Genomic DNA, 14,289 nt, shown 5'->3' with positions numbered 1-14,289 from the left:
GTTGATCGGGATATATCGCCGCAGAGGTGCGCTGGATGATCGTTCCCACGCTCTGCGTGGGAATGCCTCAATGGACGCTCTGCGTCCGCTTTGGGACGCGGAGCGTCCCGGGCTGCATTCCCACGCAGAGCGTGGGAACGATCGGCTACTCGGCTGGCGCTTGGGCTTTACCCAGCGCGAGATTCACCGCCAACCAACCATTCACCGCCGTCTCCCCTGCTTCGGCAAACACCCGCTCGAGCAATTTCACCTGCTCGCGCCGCAACGACTGCTCAAACCGCGCGCCATCGTCGGTGAGTTCCAGCAACCGCTTACGCTTGTCGGTTTCGGACGCGACACTGTTCACCAAATGCATCTCCACCAACTGACGCAGCGGAATGTTCAGCGCCTGCTTCGTCACCCCGAGCAACGCCAGTAACTCCTTGACGCTCAAGTTTGGGTAGCGCGCGATGAAAAACACTATGCGTTGATGCACCCGGCTCAAGCCACGACGCTCGAGCATTTCGTCGGCTTTCGCGGTGAACGCCTGATAACCGAAGAAAAACGCTTCCATCGCCTGTTGCTGAGTAGCGGGGTTTTTAAGGTCAAGCATATTGACGTATCCGTTCGGTCTGTCGTAATTTCGGTCAACCAGTTTGACTCATTTTCCTCAGGCCTCGCTACCGGTGACCCCATGGCATTTTCCGAACGTGTCTCGCGCCTTAAAAGTTCTTTGATCCGTGAAATCCTCGCCGCCGCCCAGCGCCCGGAAGTGATGTCGTTCGCTGGCGGCTTGCCCGCCGAAGCCATGCTGCCGAAAGTCGAGTGGGCCGACATGCCGCTGTCCATGGGCCAATACGGCATGAGCGAAGGTGAGCCGGCGCTGCGTGAAGCGCTGGCAGCAGAGGCGCGGGCGCTGGGCGTACCCTGCGAGGCGAGTCAGGTGTTGGTGGTCAGCGGCTCCCAGCAAACCCTCGATCTGGCGGCCAAGCTGTACATCGACAACGGCACCGAGATTTTGCTCGAAGCGCCGACTTATCTGGCGGCCTTGCAGATTTTTCAGCTGTTCGGCGCCGACTGCATCACGGTCCCGCTGGAGGCTGATGGTCCGAGCCTGGCGCAACTGCGTACTCGTCTGGAAAAACACCGTCCGGCGTTCATCTACCTGATCCCGACTTTTCAGAATCCTTCGGCCGTGCGCTACAGCGAAGCCAAGCGCGATGCCATAGCAGCCTTGCTGGATGAGTTCGGCGTGACCTTGATCGAAGACGAGCCTTACCGCGAGCTGACCTTCGACGGTGGCAGCGCCACGCCAATTGTCAGCCGCTTGAAAAAGGCCAGCTGGATCTACACCGGCACCGTGTCGAAAACCCTGTTGCCCGGGCTGCGAGTCGGCTATCTGATCGCCAGTCCGGATCTCTTCCCGCACTTGCTGAAACTCAAGCAATCAGCCGACCTGCACACCAATCGCGTGGGCCAGTGGCAAGCGCTGCAGTGGATCGGCACAGAGAAATTCCAGCATCACTTGAGCGAGCTGCGGGACTTCTATCGGGTCCGTCGGGACGCTTTCCAGTCAGCCCTGGAAACGCATTTTGCGGATTTGGCGGACTGGAATGTGCCGCAGGGTGGGCTGTTTTTCTGGCTGACACTCAAGCAGCCGCTGGACACGCGTACGTTGCTCAAGGCTGCACTGGCAGCGGATGTGGCGTTCATGCCGGGCGAGCCGTTCTTCCCCGAACCGGACAGCAATCCGGGGCATTTGCGCCTGAACTTCAGCCACATCGACCCGGCACGGCTGGACGAAGGGCTCAAGCGGTTGGCAGCGGTGGTGCGTCAGGCCCAGGCGGCGGAAGCGGCTTGAGGCTGCTGGTGTGAGAGGGTGCAAAAAAAAACCGGCCAATGGGCCGGTTTATTTTTATCTGAAATTTGTACGGCTTCAGGCCGCGGCAAACCGCTTGTCCAGATAATCGATGATCACCTTGGACTCATACATCCAGGTGGTCTGGCCGTTCTCTTCGATGCGCAGGCACGGAACCTTGATCTTGCCGCCTTGCTCCAGCAAGGCCTGGCGATCCTGTTCGTTGTTCTTCGCGTCGCGCAACGCCACCGGCACGTTCAAGCGGCGCAGGGTGCGGCGGGTTTTCACGCAGAACGGGCAGGCGTGGAACTGATACAGGGTCAGGTCCTTGGCCGCCGTGTTGACCTGAGCCTGGACCTCGGCAGGGCGCTGTTTTTTGCCCGGACGGGTGATGAAGTCGATGAAGATGATCAGTTGGCCAAGGCCGACACGAAGCGCTTTAACGAACACGGTATAAGCCTCACAGGGGCAAACAGAAGGCGCGCAGCTTACCTGATTTTCGCAGGCGAAAAAAAACCGGCGATGAATGCCGGTCTTCTTCGTGCTGCGAATTACTTGATCAGGCTGAGAAACTCGCTGCGGGTGGCCGCGTTTTCACGGAACTCACCGAGCATCACCGACGTGATCATCGACGAATTCTGTTTCTCCACACCGCGCATCATCATGCACATGTGCTTGGCCTCGATCACCACTGCAACGCCGAGGGCGCCGGTGACTTGCTGGACCGCATCGGCGATCTGGCGGCTGAGGTTTTCCTGGATCTGCAGGCGGCGGGCGTACATATCGACGATCCGCGCGACTTTCGACAGGCCCAATACCTTGCCGCTCGGGATGTAGGCGACGTGAGCCTTGCCGATAAACGGCAGCAGGTGGTGTTCGCACAACGAGTAGAGCTCGATGTCCTTCACCAGCACCATTTCGCTGTTGTCGGAGCTGAACAAGGCACCGTTGGTGACCTCTTCCAGTGTCTGTTCATAACCGCGGCAGAGGTACTGCATGGCTTTGGCGGCACGTTTTGGCGTGTCGAGCAGGCCCTCGCGGGTGGCGTCCTCGCCCAGTTGGCCGAGAATCGCGGTGTAGTTCTGTTCCAGTGTCACAGAGGCTGATTCCATACGGGTTTCAGAGGGGTACTGTTTCTGTCTGTACCAATTGTGTGCCAATCAAGCTCTTTTCAAGCTTCCCGAGCTCGCCCCAGTCAGTGCTGGCGTTGATCCATCGGGCGTAGGTCGATAGCAATATCTGAACGCTATGACCGAGCTGAGTGGCAATAAACGCAGGGTTCATCCCCGACATGGGGCACATGGTAGCGTATGTGTGCCGGCAGTTGTATTGCCGGCGGGCGCGAAGCCCCAAATCGGTCATTGCGGCCGGGAAGTGTTTGTCGATCACGCTGGCCTGCCGGGTTTTATCCGCATCCCGCTACACCCTGTCGCCAAGGTGCAGCAGTGATGCTTTCCTGAAGCCTGTTTTGCTCATCAGGCCGAGCAGGTCGTATCAGGCGTGAGTGATCGACAGATCGCTGATGATGCAGACAGAACCGTCTAGCGGGTCGGTGGTGTCGGAGTAATCGATCTGGTTGTACACGCCGCCGTGGAAGGCGAGTGTTTTCGTGTCCCAGGTGTTGTCCAGACGCATGATTGCGGAAGTGGATTGGACGCCGTTACAGCTAGCCGATACAGAGACGGCGCCGCTCGAGTTGGCGTGAATGTTGATTTTGAAAAGTGCACCGAGCGGTACGTTATCCAAAATCGTCGAGTTGACTGGATCATCCTGGAGGTAACTGGTTCGGAACCCCATGGTGATTTTTCCTTTGTTCCAGAACACCTTTACCGGAGGTCGTTCTGAGCCCTGCACATGAATCTGACCGATCACGACTTTCTGCAGCGAGTTGACTTTGGTCAGTCGCATTTCCTGGCGGTTCCAGTGGTCCGCTGCACTGGAGAACAGCCAGTAACCTGGCTCCTTCCACTCGCAGCGGGTTCGTAGCGTACTCTTGCTCGAGGCTCCAAGTGTCGGCGCCGTCATCTGCAGCGAACCATCGTCAAGCATTGAGATGACTTCGGGGCATTCGATCAGTGCGCGCCAGCCGATGAGCTCAAGCGCAATCGGGTTGGTGTCGGAGATTGGAAGCGGGGTAGCGATGGTGAAGTTGCTGATGTCTACAGTCATGGTTTTTACCTCAGTCCATTGATGTCGCTTTTTGCTCTGGTGAGCCTTGCGTTTGATGCAGGCCTGCATCCCACTGCCCACTCGGTGAATGGACAGAGGTGATACTCGGCAGCTTCCGAGCGATTTCCCGTTGGCTTGAATACGAATATGGGCGCTCCCATATTTGGTGTCAATGGGTATTCCCATATTTTATTCCGTACCTATATTCCAGGTGCAAAAAAGCCCGCGCTTGGCGGGCTTCTCTTGGGTGGGTGTCGACTTGCCGTATTGCACGTCAGGGCACTGGACGCTCCCGAATCACCGCAACTCAGTTCACCGTGAATACATCGCCCACCAAAAGACATGGCCCAGGATCGCAATCTGCTGCTCCTGGATTTCGGCGAAGGTGTAGTCCTCGTCCGGATGCTCGTCACGGTTGAAACTGCGTAGGCGGATCCCACTGGGCAGTCGGTAGACCTGTTTCACGCGGAGCTGGCCGTTGTGGTTGATCGCGTACATGTCGCCGTCGACGATGTCGCCCAGCGAGTTCTTTCCGACGTTCATGCCAACGGTAGCGCCGTCGCGCAGTACCGGGAGCATGCTGTTTCCGCTCACCACCACGCACTTGGCGTTGCTGAACTGCACGTTGTTGTGTCGCAGGTCTTTCTTGAAGAAGCGCAGCCTGGCGCTGTCACTTTCCGAGATCACGAAACGGCCTGAACCAGCCGCCAGTTCAACTTCACGCAGGAAGGGGACATAAACCTCGTCGTCATCCAGGGGCGTGCTGTCGTCCCAAGGCTGGATGTCTGACATTGAAATGCTTGGAGGCGGGCGGGACACCCCTTTGAGCATGTCACCGACACCTTCAGCCAGCCACATCGGTGAAACGCCACACACTGAAGCGATCTGGGCAGTAAAGGCGGTTGCCTTCGACTTCCCGCGCTCGAGGTCGGAGATTGAGGTTTGGGTCAGGCCTGCGCGTTCGGCAAGCTCGGTCTGATTGAGCTTGGCGTGTTGGCGGGCTGCTTTGAGTCGTTCTTTGAATTCCATCTGCGGAGTATTACGGGAGCGCCTATATCATTGCAAATCGTTATCCCGATAATGTGCCAGGCGACAGCTTTATTCGTCGCGACCTTCCATCATGGTCCGTTTGAGCATCACATAAACCGCTCCGGCGCCGCCGTGTTTCGCCTGGCACGAGGTGAAGCCGAGCACTTGTGAGTGTTGGCGCAGCCAGGTGTTGACGTGGCTTTTGATCATCGGCCGCTTGCCGTCCAGACGCACAGCCTTGCCGTGGGTGACGCGCACGCAGCGGATTTCGAATTTGGTTGCTTCGGCCAGAAACGCCCAGAGGGTTTCCCGGGCCTTTTCCACGCTCATGCCATGGAGGTCGAGGCTGCCTTCGAACGGGATCTGTCCGATCTTGAGCTTGCGCATCTGGCTTTCCTGAACACCGTCACGCGCCCACATCAGCTCGTCTTCCGGGCCAACATCGATGACGAACTGATCGGACAGCCCATCAACGGTGGTGGCATCGGTGCGCACCGTGGCGGCCTGACGCAGCTTGGCGATTTGCGCGCGGTCAGCTTTGGGTTTGCCGGTTTCGGCGCGATCGTGTTTGATCGGCTTGACGCCTTGGATCGCGCTTTTGAACAGGGAAAAATCGTCGTCTTGCATGTCAGCCTCCGCGAAGGGCGGCCAGTTTACCCAACTCGAGGGGAATGGGGCGCGAGAAAACGCACAGCACTCGGCTCAGTCGTGCTTTTTCATCAAATGCGGGGAGATGTTCAGCTCTTGCGACTGCCGCGAGCGGCGACGGCAGCGACGCCACAGCCACACGCCGAGGTACAGCACGAACAGGCCAATCGCCAGAATCACTGCCGAACCGACCCGGTTGGTATTCAACTCGCCCAGGGCGGGTGCGTGGCCGAGCAGGCTGGCTATGCCTGCCATCGCCAGCAACACACCACTCATCGACAGCAAGGCAGCCAATGCCGCGCCGATTCGAAAACGCCAGTTGCGTTGGCCTTTGGGCCGCAAGCGGCGAGCGTCAAAACCATCGGATAACTTCATTCCGACCTTCCTCAATGGGTATCGGCCCTTCGACCGGGAGTTGACCGGGATGTTCCTGAGGCTAAGACAATTACAGCAAATGATAGACTTTTGCGGATGAGCGGCGGCATGGACCGCTCATCGAGCGTCGATCAGATCAGTTCATGAGTCAATGCGAGGGTGGCGAAGTTGTCCGCCATGATCGCCATTTCGGTCTGCTGAACGTGGTCTGCGCTCAATACGCCGCCCTTGTAAGGCAGGTCGCGAGTCGCGCAGGCGTCTTCTACCAGCGTACAACGAAAGCCCAGGTTCTTCGCGGCGCGCACCGTGGTGCTGACGCTGGAGTGGCTCATGAAACCGCACACGATCAGGTCCAGTGAACCGAGATTCTGCAGGCGTTCCAGCAGTTCGGTGCCGTGGAACGCACTCGGCAGCAATTTACCGATGATGGTTTCGTCGCCCTGTGGTTCCAGGCCCGGGATGAATTCACCGCGCTCACCTTGTGGATCGAACAGCCCACCGACAGTACCGAGGTGGCGGACATGGACGATCGGCCGGCCGGCTGCACGGGCAGCGGCCACCAGTTGCTTGATGTTCGCGACGGCAGCATCCATGCCGCTCAAGGCCAACGGGCCGCTGAGGTATTCTTTCTGGGCATCGATGATGACAAGGGTCGCATGGCTCAGAACGGCAGCTGCATAACCGCGGCCGCTGAGTTGAAACATCGTTTTTGGAACGGACATTCTGGGGCTCCTTCGGGTGGGGCTTTTGCGACATTGTCCTCTGGCTGAGCGCTTCTGTGAATCGCTACCATCGTAGGCGCCGTCTTTGCTGGCTCGCAGCCTTGTCAATAGGGCCGTTTTGTTCAATAGGCGGTCGAAAAAATAGATTTGTCCTACATTCGCCCCGGTAGTTTTCCCGCGTCGTCGAGACGCGTTTTGGCTGTTAGAATCGCCAGTCGTTTTTTTTGGAGTTTGCCCCGTGATCACTTCCCGACTTCGTACCCTGCGTGACCATATCCGTTGGGCCGTCAGCCGCTTCCATGGGGAGGATCTGTTTTTCGGCCATGGGACCGACAACGCCTGGGACGAAGCGCGCCAGTTGGTGTTGGGTGCCTTGCACTTGCCGTGGGAAATCGCCGACAGCTACCTCGACTGCAATCTTGAAGAAGACGAGCTGGTCAAGCTGCAACGCTTGCTCAAGCGCCGTATCGAAGAACGTATTCCTACCGCCTACCTGTTGGGTGAAGCGTGGTTTTGCGGCATGTCGTTCATTGTCGATGAGCGCGTATTGATCCCGCGTTCGCCGATTGGCGAGCTGATTGAAAAACGTTTCGAGCCGTGGCTGGGCGCCGAACCTGCGCGGATTCTCGACTTGTGCACCGGTTCCGGCTGCATCGGTATCGCCTGTGCCTACGAGTTCCAGAACGCCGAAGTGGTGTTGGCCGATCTATCGTTCGAAGCACTGGAAGTGGCCAACCAGAACATCGAGCGCCATGGCGTCGATGAGCGGGTGTACACGGTGCAGGGCGACGGATTTGATGGTTTGCCGGGTCAGCGTTTTGACCTGATCGTGTCGAACCCGCCTTATGTCGATGCGGAAGATTTCGCCGACATGCCGGACGAATACCAGCACGAACCGGAGCTGGGCCTGGCCTGCGGTGATGATGGTTTGAACCTGGTGCGTCGCATGCTCGCCGAAGCGGCGGATCACCTGACCGAGAAGGGCTTGCTGATTGTCGAGGTGGGCAACAGCCAGGTTCACGTCTCGGCGCTGTACCCGGAAGTCGACTTCGCCTGGCTCGATTTCGAGCGCGGTGGGCATGGCGTGTTCATGCTGACGGCGGAACAGTGCCGCAACCATCAGGCGCTGTTCGCTTCCCGCGTGTAACGGAACTGGCTTCTGTGGTGAGGGGATTTAGCGAAACGTCGCACCGCCCCGTTGGGCTGCGAAGCGGCCCCAAAAAGAGGGACTGCTGCGCAGTCCAGCGGGGATAAATCCCCTCGCCACAAAAAGTTGCTACCGGTGTGTGGCAATCCAGATCAACAACCCCGCCTGAAACACCGCAAACGCCACCAGGCAGGTAATGGTAAAGCGCAGTCCGGTGTCTTCGCGCTTGTACTTGCTGACTTTTTCTTCGTGTTTCTTGAGTTTGACTTCCTGCTCGGCGAGATTTTGCTCGGCTTGCTGAAGCATCTGCGCCGCCTCAAGAATTTCCACGACCTGCAGTTTTTCCGTACTCCAGTCACTCAACAGGTCGCCGACCTGCACTTCTTTGACGCTGCCCTTCAAATGCTGGGCGTCGGCGTAGATCACGTCGAAACCGTGCATCCGCAAAAAGTGATCGCGGCGCAGGCGAGTGTCTTCGTTCAGCGCATCCTTGTTGTTCAGGTCGGTGCCGTCGACGGTGTAGCCGGGCCATCTCTTTTTCGCCCAGGTAATGCCCTGAGCGGCCATGAAACGACCGATCCCACGGTTCATCGGTTCGATCTGCAAACCGCTGTCAGGCCCGAAATGCACGCGCTTGGTGGCGTGATCGACCCACACGTCCAGATGATTCTGTTCCTTGCGCACACGCTGGCCGGGCAGCGCAATGCTCATGCGCATCAGGCTGTGTTCCTTGTTGTTGCGCTCGGCGTAACCGAATTCAACAAAGCGCAGCGGCCGTCCACCGGTGTTGCGGTCGGTTTTCAATGGGGCCAGACGGAGCATCTTGTGGTGCTCGGCGTGGACGTCCGCCCACGGCAGCTCAACCACTGGTGGTGCGTCTTTTTCAGCAGTGGTGTCGGGTGAAGTCTGGGTATCAGTCATAACGGCGAGATCCTGTCCAAGCTCTGCTTGCCGCCAGTCATAGCGCTGGCGACAAAGGCTTATCGGCCGTTTTTTTCAGGACTGGAGGGTTAGGGGGCGTTCTCAACCAGTTTTCATGCCACTAACGCCGCTTAACTGGCGCGAAGTCCGTCAATAAACTCGAGGATTCGCGTGCCGAGTTCCGCCGCCAGTGGCAATTGCGGATCTTTGTAAGAGGCCAATTGCCGTTTTACATCGTTGGGCACGATGCGCATCACGTGGTTCATGCCTTCGATCAGCGCCAGCTCGGCGTCCGGTTTGGCGGCCTTCAACAGCCTGGCGTCACCGACACCGACCTGGATGTCATTGCTGCCCTGGATGATCAGAGCCGGCATCTTCAATTTGGCGAACGCTGCTGCCGGTTCCTGGCGGAACAATGAAATCAGATACGGCTGCACGCTCGGGCGGAAAATCACCTGCAATTGCGGCGGTACGTTGTCGTCGGTGTGGCCGGCCTTGAGGCTGTCGAGCAGTTCATTGCTGCGCAGCATCAACGGTGGCGGCAGGCGATTGCTCAATTGCTGGCGCAGCACCTGATCGATCGGCCGGGCGCTGCCGGACATGGAAATGACCGCGGCGGCATCCAGGCTCGGCGCCGCGAGGCTGGCGATCAGGGCGCCTTCGCTGTGGCCCAGCAGGATCAACTGGCCAAAACGCGGGTCGGTTTTGAGCTTGCGGCCCCAGGCCTCGGCGTCGGCCACATAGGCTTCAACCGACAGATTGCGTTCATCCGGGGTCGCCGCAAGGCTCGCCGCCACGCCGCGTTTGTCATAACGCACGCTGGCGATGTTGTGTTTGGCCAGCACCCAAGCGAGACGCTTGAGGCTGTCGTTGCGTCCGCCGTCGGGGTTGTTTCCGTCACGATCTGTAGGACCGGAGCCGGAAATGATCAGGACAACCGGTACCGGTGTGTCGGACTTGGGCAGCAATAACGAGCCGAAAAGCTCGCCGGTGCCGGTGTCCAAGGTGATCGGGCGTTGCAGGACTGTGGCCTGTACAAAGCCGGTAAAGAGGGTAAGGCTCAAGGCTATAACTCGCAGCATCATCACGCCATCATGAACAAGATGCCGGTTGGACTCGCAGGCACCCATAAGGTTCGAGGATGAACTAGTCGGGTAGCCTGCGTATACTGGCGCGCATTACGTATTTGGTTCGAATTCACGGAGCGTCCTGCATGTCCGGCAATACCTACGGCAAGCTGTTCACTGTCACCACCGCGGGCGAAAGCCATGGTCCGGCGTTGGTCGCCATTGTCGACGGCTGCCCGCCGGGCCTGGAGATCTCTCTGGAGGATCTGCAGCGTGACCTGGATCGCCGCAAACCCGGCACCAGCCGCCACACCACCCAGCGCCAGGAAGCCGACGAAGTCGAAATCCTCTCCGGCGTGTTCGAAGGACGCACCACCGGTTGCGCCATCGGCCTGTTGATCCGCAACACCGACCAGAAGTCCAAGGATTACTCGGCGATCAAGGACCTGTTCCGCCCGGCCCACGCCGACTACACCTATCACCACAAATATGGCGAGCGCGATTACCGCGGTGGCGGTCGCAGCTCGGCCCGTGAAACGGCCATGCGCGTGGCAGCCGGTGCGATTGCGAAAAAATACCTGGCCACTCAGGGCATCGTCATTCGTGGCTACATGAGCCAGCTCGGCCCGATCGAAATCCCGTTCAAGACCTGGGATTCGGTGGAAGAGAACGCCTTCTTCAGCCCTGATCCGGACAAGGTCCCGGAACTGGAGGCCTATATGGACCAGTTGCGTCGCGACCAGGATTCGGTTGGCGCGAAGATCACCGTAGTCGCTGAAGGCGTAATGCCGGGCCTCGGCGAGCCGATCTTCGACCGTCTCGATGCCGAACTCGCTCACGCGCTGATGAGCATCAATGCGGTCAAAGGCGTGGAAATCGGCGCCGGTTTCGCCAGCGTTGCCCAACGCGGCACCGAGCACCGTGATGAAATGACCCCGCAAGGTTTCCTCAGCAACAACGCGGGTGGCATTTTAGGGGGCATTTCGTCGGGTCAGCCGATCGTCGCGCACCTGGCGCTCAAGCCAACCTCGAGCATCACCACGCCGGGCCGTTCCATCGACATCCATGGCAACCCGGTGGAAGTCGTCACCAAGGGTCGCCACGACCCGTGCGTCGGCATTCGTGCCACACCGATCGCCGAAGCGATGATGGCCATCGTGCTGATGGATCACCTGTTGCGTCACCGTGGGCAGAACCTGGACGTGCGCGTGAGCACGCCGGTGCTGGGTCAGCTTTAATGGCTGATCTCACAGCCGCTGCGGTCTGATGGCTGTGGCGGCGCTCCCGTACTGGCGGCTCTCCAGTTTCTATCTGTTCTATTTCGCCTTGCTCGGTTCGACAGCGCCGTTTCTGGCGCTGTACTTCGATCACCTGGGCTTTTCCAGCGCGCGCATCGGCGAGCTGGTGGCGATCCCGATGCTGATGCGCTGCGTGGCGCCGAACATCTGGGGCTGGCTCGGTGATTACACCGGCCGACGCCTGGCCATCGTGCGCTTCGGTGCGGTCTGCACGTTGCTGACGTTCTCGCTGATCTTCGTCAGCAAGACCTACGCCTGGCTGGCGATGGTCATGGCCTTGCACGCGTTTTTCTGGCACGCCGTGTTGCCGCAATTCGAAGTCATCACCTTGGCGCACTTGCAGGGCCAGACTAACCGCTACAGTCAGATCCGCCTGTGGGGTTCCATCGGTTTCATCATTACCGTGGTGGCCCTTGGCCGATTGTTCGAATGGCTCAGCCTCGACATCTACCCGGTGGCGCTGATGCTGATCCTGGCCGGGATCGTGGTCAGCAGCCTTTGGGTGCCCAACGCTCAACCGATTCAGAGCGAACGGTTGGCGGGGGACGGTTTTCTCAAGCAGTTGCGCAGTCCCGGGGTGTTGGCGTTTTACGGTTGCGTGGCGCTGATGCAGATGAGCCACGGTCCTTATTACACCTTTCTGACCTTGCACCTGGAGCGACTCGGGTACAGCCGAGGGCTGATCGGTATGCTCTGGGCGGTCGGTGTGGTCGCCGAAGTCTTGATGTTTCTGGCCATGAGCAAGATCCTTGCGCGCTTCTCCGTGCGACGGGTGTTGCTGGCGAGTTTTCTGCTGGCGGCGTTGCGTTGGTTGTTGCTCGGTTCGTTCGCTGAATTTCTTTGGGTGCTGTTGTTTGCCCAGGTACTGCACGCGGCGACCTTCGGCAGCTTTCACGCCGCGGCCATCCAGTTCGTGCAACGTAGCTTCGGCGCGCGCCAACAAGGGCAGGGCCAGGCGTTATACGCCGCACTGGCCGGCACCGGCGGCGCACTGGGCGCGTTGTATTCCGGCTACAGCTGGAATGCCCTCGGCCCAACATTGACCTTTAGTATTGCCAGCCTCGCAGCCTTCGCGGCAGCCGTTATCATTGCCACACGAATGCAAGAGGACAGGCCATGAGCCTCACCCGTGAGCACCTCGCCCAGGAAATCATCGATGCCGGGCGTTTTCTGTATGGTCGCGGCTGGTCGCCGGCCACCAGCAGTAACTACTCGACGCGCCTGTCGCGGACTGAAGCGCTGCTGACGGTGTCCGGCAAGCACAAAGGCCAACTCGGCCCCGACGATGTGCTGGCGACCGATCTGTCCGGCAACAGCCTGGAACCGGGCAAAAAACCGTCCGCCGAAACCCTGCTGCACACCCAGCTCTACCGCTGGCGCCCGGAAATCGGCGCGGTGCTGCACACCCATTCTGTGAACGCCACGGTGCTGTCGCGCTTGACGCCGCAAGACTTCATCGATTTCGAAGACTACGAACTGCAAAAGGCTTTCAGTGGTGTGTCGACCCACGAATCCCGGGTGCGTGTGCCGATTTTCGACAACGACCAAGACATTGCACGCCTGGCCGCCAAGGTGCAGCCTTGGCTGGACGCCCATCCCGATTGCGTCGGCTACCTGATCCGCGGCCACGGTCTCTACACCTGGGGCGCGCGCATGAGCGATGCACTGCGGCAGATCGAGGCCTTTGAATTTTTGTTCGAGTGCGAGTTGAAGATGCGCTCGCTCTTGAACTGTAAAGCATGAACCGTTAAGGAGTTGCCCTGATGAGCAGCCTGTCCGTTTACCACGTCTCAAGCCCTGATTTACCTAACAAGGTGCTGACGCATTTCGAAGACATCGCCTCGACCCTGGCTGAGCAGGGCGTGCGTTTCGACCGCTGGCAAGCCACGGCGAAAATCCAGCCCGGCGCCAGTCAGGAAGAAGTGATCGCCGCGTATCAGGAGCAAATCGACAAGCTGATGACCGAACGCGGTTACATCACCGTCGACGTCATCAGCCTGAACAGCGACCACCCGCAAAAAGCCGAATTGCGCGCCAGGTTTCTCGACGAACATCGCCATGGCGAAGACGAAGTACGATTTTTCGTCGCCGGCCGTGGCTTGTTCTCCCTGCACATCGGCGATTACGTCTACGCGGTGCTTTGTGAGAAAAACGACCTGATCTCGGTACCGGCCGGCACCCCGCACTGGTTCGACATGGGCGAGCACCCGCATTTCGTCGCGATCCGTCTGTTCAACAACCCTGAAGGCTGGGTTGCCAATTTCACTGGCGAAGACATCGCCAGTCGCTTCCCGGGTCTTGAGGACTGAGGCGATGCCGATCAAAGCGATTCTCACCGACATCGAAGGCACTACCAGCGCGGTGAGTTTTGTGTTCGACGTGCTGTTTCCCTACGCCGCCAAACACTTGCCGGATTTTGTTCGCCAGCATGCCGCGCGTGCGGATGTTGCCGAGCAACTGGATGCCGTTCGCCGGGATGCCAACGAGCCGAACGCCGACGTCGAGCGGGTGATCGACATTCTTCTGGGCTGGATCGCCGAAGACCGCAAAGCCACGCCGCTGAAAGCGTTGCAAGGCATGGTCTGGGAACAGGGTTATCAGGCCGCAGAGTTGAAAGGCCACGTTTACCCGGACGCCGTTGAAGCGCTCAAGCGCTGGCATCAGGATGGCTTCAAACTGTTTGTTTACTCTTCGGGGTCGATTCAGGCGCAAAAGCTGATCTTTGGCTGCTCGCAAGTGGGGGATCTGTCACCCCTGTTCAGTGGCTATTTCGACACCACCTCGGGGCCCAAGCGTGAAGCGAAGTCCTACGAGCGCATTACCCAGGCCATCGGCCTGGACGCTTCGCAGATCCTGTTTCTGTCCGACATCGTCGAGGAACTGGACGCGGCACGCACGGCGGGAATGGCGACGTGCGGGCTGGCCCGAGAGGGCGGGGAGCTGGCGGGGCATGTGACGGTGGACAGTTTTGCGCGGATCGATCCTGCTACTTTTTAAGATCAAGGCACAAAACCTGTGGGAGCGGGCTTGCTCGCGAAAGCGGTTTAACATTCAACATTGATGCTGTCTGATACAC

17 protein-coding genes and 1 pseudogene are annotated in these 14,289 nt (G+C 59.2%); 7 read left to right on the top strand and 11 right to left on the bottom strand.

Features of this window, described 5'->3' with window-relative positions:
- Positions 1 to 145: 145 nt before the first annotated feature.
- Positions 146 to 592, bottom strand: coding sequence for a MarR family winged helix-turn-helix transcriptional regulator (locus KGB03_RS19715; protein ID WP_008146140.1), 447 nt, complete (start codon positions 590 to 592; stop codon positions 146 to 148).
- A gap of 81 nt (positions 593 to 673) precedes the next feature.
- On the opposite strand from KGB03_RS19715, the gene KGB03_RS19710 reads away from it, so the two are divergent.
- Positions 674 to 1,840: a PLP-dependent aminotransferase family protein gene (locus KGB03_RS19710; protein WP_192410514.1), complete on the top strand. Its 1,167-nt coding sequence runs from the start codon at positions 674 to 676 to the stop codon at positions 1,838 to 1,840.
- A 75-nt stretch (positions 1,841 to 1,915) separates the two neighbouring features.
- On the opposite strand, the gene KGB03_RS19705 is transcribed toward KGB03_RS19710, so the two are convergent.
- From KGB03_RS19705 to KGB03_RS19670, 8 genes and pseudogenes are all read right to left on the bottom strand, one after another.
- Positions 1,916 to 2,287, bottom strand: a complete 372-nt coding sequence (locus KGB03_RS19705) for a glutathione S-transferase N-terminal domain-containing protein (RefSeq protein WP_192410515.1) — start codon at positions 2,285 to 2,287, stop codon at positions 1,916 to 1,918.
- 101 nt (positions 2,288 to 2,388) lie between these two features.
- On the bottom strand, positions 2,389 to 2,934 hold the full coding sequence (gene folE, locus KGB03_RS19700; RefSeq protein WP_218536260.1) for a GTP cyclohydrolase I FolE: 546 nt from the start codon (positions 2,932 to 2,934) through the stop codon (positions 2,389 to 2,391).
- Between the two features lie 22 nt (positions 2,935 to 2,956).
- Positions 2,957 to 3,238, bottom strand: a pseudogene (locus KGB03_RS19695) (site-specific integrase); the annotation flags it as partial.
- Between the two features lie 93 nt (positions 3,239 to 3,331).
- Positions 3,332 to 4,006: a polysaccharide lyase family 7 protein gene (locus KGB03_RS19690; RefSeq protein WP_111449131.1), complete on the bottom strand. Its 675-nt coding sequence runs from the start codon at positions 4,004 to 4,006 to the stop codon at positions 3,332 to 3,334.
- Between the two features lie 312 nt (positions 4,007 to 4,318).
- On the bottom strand, positions 4,319 to 5,035 hold the full coding sequence (locus tag KGB03_RS19685) for an XRE family transcriptional regulator (RefSeq protein ID WP_223528436.1): 717 nt from the start codon (positions 5,033 to 5,035) through the stop codon (positions 4,319 to 4,321).
- 69 nt (positions 5,036 to 5,104) lie between these two features.
- A complete protein-coding gene (locus tag KGB03_RS19680; protein WP_008146127.1) occupies positions 5,105 to 5,662 on the bottom strand; it encodes a Smr/MutS family protein in 558 nt (185 codons plus the stop codon).
- A 75-nt stretch (positions 5,663 to 5,737) separates the two neighbouring features.
- The gene (locus tag KGB03_RS19675; protein ID WP_111448997.1) at positions 5,738 to 6,058 is read right to left on the bottom strand and encodes a hypothetical protein; all 321 of its coding nucleotides are present in this window, start codon (positions 6,056 to 6,058) and stop codon (positions 5,738 to 5,740) included.
- A 131-nt stretch (positions 6,059 to 6,189) separates the two neighbouring features.
- Entirely contained in the window at positions 6,190 to 6,780 is a 591-nt protein-coding gene (locus KGB03_RS19670) for a cysteine hydrolase family protein (protein WP_008146122.1), read from the bottom strand.
- A gap of 238 nt (positions 6,781 to 7,018) precedes the next feature.
- On the opposite strand from KGB03_RS19670, the gene prmB reads away from it, so the two are divergent.
- Positions 7,019 to 7,927 carry a 50S ribosomal protein L3 N(5)-glutamine methyltransferase gene (gene prmB, locus KGB03_RS19665; RefSeq protein WP_008146120.1) on the top strand — a complete coding sequence of 303 codons (909 nt, stop codon included), beginning with the start codon at positions 7,019 to 7,021 and terminating at the stop codon, positions 7,925 to 7,927.
- A gap of 129 nt (positions 7,928 to 8,056) precedes the next feature.
- On the opposite strand, the gene KGB03_RS19660 is transcribed toward prmB, so the two are convergent.
- Complete coding sequence (locus tag KGB03_RS19660) at positions 8,057 to 8,848, bottom strand: hypothetical protein (RefSeq protein WP_111448995.1); 792 nt, start codon at positions 8,846 to 8,848, stop codon at positions 8,057 to 8,059.
- Between the two features lie 131 nt (positions 8,849 to 8,979).
- Positions 8,980 to 9,978 carry an alpha/beta hydrolase gene (locus KGB03_RS19655; RefSeq protein ID WP_223528434.1) on the bottom strand — a complete coding sequence of 333 codons (999 nt, stop codon included), beginning with the start codon at positions 9,976 to 9,978 and terminating at the stop codon, positions 8,980 to 8,982.
- 83 nt (positions 9,979 to 10,061) lie between these two features.
- On the opposite strand from KGB03_RS19655, the gene aroC reads away from it, so the two are divergent.
- The 5 genes from aroC to mtnC are packed head-to-tail and all read left to right on the top strand — an operon-like array spanning position 10,062 to position 14,210.
- The gene (aroC, locus tag KGB03_RS19650) at positions 10,062 to 11,153 is read left to right on the top strand and encodes a chorismate synthase (RefSeq protein ID WP_223528431.1); all 1,092 of its coding nucleotides are present in this window, start codon (positions 10,062 to 10,064) and stop codon (positions 11,151 to 11,153) included.
- A 28-nt stretch (positions 11,154 to 11,181) separates the two neighbouring features.
- On the top strand, positions 11,182 to 12,333 hold the full coding sequence (locus KGB03_RS19645; RefSeq protein ID WP_223528428.1) for an MFS transporter: 1,152 nt from the start codon (positions 11,182 to 11,184) through the stop codon (positions 12,331 to 12,333).
- Positions 12,330 to 12,956, top strand: coding sequence for a methylthioribulose 1-phosphate dehydratase (locus tag KGB03_RS19640; RefSeq protein ID WP_223528423.1), 627 nt, complete (start codon positions 12,330 to 12,332; stop codon positions 12,954 to 12,956). The genes KGB03_RS19645 and KGB03_RS19640 overlap by 4 nt, the downstream gene beginning before the upstream one ends.
- A 20-nt stretch (positions 12,957 to 12,976) precedes the next feature.
- Entirely contained in the window at positions 12,977 to 13,522 is a 546-nt protein-coding gene (locus tag KGB03_RS19635; RefSeq protein WP_192410523.1) for a 1,2-dihydroxy-3-keto-5-methylthiopentene dioxygenase, read from the top strand.
- Between the two features lie 4 nt (positions 13,523 to 13,526).
- Positions 13,527 to 14,210: an acireductone synthase gene (gene mtnC, locus KGB03_RS19630; protein WP_223528420.1), complete on the top strand. Its 684-nt coding sequence runs from the start codon at positions 13,527 to 13,529 to the stop codon at positions 14,208 to 14,210.
- The last annotated feature ends 79 nt before the right edge of the window (positions 14,211 to 14,289 follow it).

It is taken from the genome of Pseudomonas sp. BF-B-26 (assembly GCF_019956495.1).
Lineage (GTDB): Bacteria > Pseudomonadota > Gammaproteobacteria > Pseudomonadales > Pseudomonadaceae > Aquipseudomonas.
This window is presented reverse-complemented; position numbering and strand designations above follow the sequence as displayed.